This window comes from Fibrobacter sp. UBA4309, assembly GCF_002395745.1.
In the GTDB taxonomy this organism is placed as follows: domain Bacteria; phylum Fibrobacterota; class Fibrobacteria; order Fibrobacterales; family Fibrobacteraceae; genus Fibrobacter.
In genome coordinates, this window is sequence record NZ_DGUN01000011.1 from 1 (window position 1) to 1,473 (window position 1,473).

The window sequence follows — 1,473 nt, forward strand, 5'->3', positions numbered from 1 at the left end:
TATTTTTCTTATCAAACGTACTGTGCTTTACTAAATACCGATTGAGAGTGTCTCTCTTAACTTGGACAGTTTTCTGTTCACGATAGTATTCACTGCATAAAGAATCTGTGACATTTCGCTTATCCCGTGCAACGCCGTTGCTGTCTATGGTCATGGAACCGCAGCGAATAATGTCTTCAATATTCCAGTCTTTCGCAAAACAGTTTGTCGAAAGAAGCAAAAATGCAACTGCCAAAAGAAGGAATCTCATAATTACAGGCCTCTATCACAAGATACAATTTTATGGGGTCTTAGGGGCTAGGCCCCTAGGCGAAAGGGTAGCGGAAGACACAGGGAGATCCCCGCCTGCGCGGGGACGACATGGGACTGGAGCGAGGGGAGGGCTCTCCCCCTTTGTATAATCAGGACTAGATTCTTCGACTTCGCCCTACGGGGCTCCGCTCAGAATGACACGTTTAGCCCCTAACGCTGTACTCCAGGGTGACAATCGGGACAGTATTATTTGCCGAAACGCAAGCCAAATGCTACATTTGCGCGCACCGCCAGATGTCGTATTTCTGGGGAACCGGGCGAGAACCGCCCACAAAAAGGATTATTTATGTCTCAAATCGAACTCACCTTCCCCGATGGCTCCGTACGTTCCGTAGCATCGGGCACCACCGGCCTCGAAATTGCGAAGGGCATTTCCGAAGGTCTTGCACGCAAGGCGCTTGGCGTCAAACTCGGCGATAAGGTCCTCGACCTCACGCGCCCGCTCACCGAGAGCGGCACCATCAAGATTATCACGCCGAGCAACGACGACCCGGATGCTCTGATGCTCCTGCGTCACAGCTGCAGTCACGTGCTCGCCGAAGCTATCTGCGACCTGTTCCCGGGCACCAAGCTCGCCTACGGTCCGGCTATCGAAAAGGGTTTCTACTACGATTTGATGACACCGACCCCGATCCAGCAGTCGGATTTCGAGCGCATCGAAAAGCGCATGAAGGAAATTATCAAGGAAGACCGTCCGTTCGTGCGTTGCGAAGTCAGCGCCGCCGATGGCCTGAAGCGCACCGAGGGCGACAAGTACAAGACGGACAACGCTGAACGCGCTCTCGCCCGCGAGGGTAGCGACGGTACGCTCAGCTTCTACGTGACTGGCGAACCGGGCAAGAACTTTGAAGACCTCTGCGCCGGCCCCCACGTGCCTTCTACCGGCAAGCTCAAGAATTTCAAGGTGCTCTCCATGTCCGGTGCTTACTGGCATGGCGACCAGAACAGCGACCAGCTGACCCGCGTGTACGGCACCTGCTTTGCCGACAAGGAAGGTCTCGAAACTTACCTGAAGTTCCTGGAAGAAGCCGAAAAGCGCGACCACCGCAAGATCGGCAAGGAAATGGACCTCTACCACATCGAAGACCATTCTCCGGGCATGGTGTTCTGGCACCCGAAGGGCACCAAGATGGTGAACGCCCTGAAGGACTACATCCGCGG

At 54.4% G+C, this 1,473-nt stretch carries 2 protein-coding genes; one reads left to right on the forward strand and one right to left on the reverse strand.

All coding sequences use genetic code 11. The features are described from left to right. Nucleotides 1-250: hypothetical protein (locus B3M32_RS01000; RefSeq protein WP_290742545.1), on the reverse strand; the 250-nt coding region annotated here is incomplete at its 3' end. A 348-nt stretch (nucleotides 251-598) separates the two neighbouring features. On the opposite strand from B3M32_RS01000, the gene B3M32_RS01005 reads away from it, so the two are divergent. Continuing rightward, a partial coding sequence (locus B3M32_RS01005; protein WP_290742548.1) for a TGS domain-containing protein occupies nucleotides 599-1,473 on the forward strand: 875 nt, incomplete at its 3' end.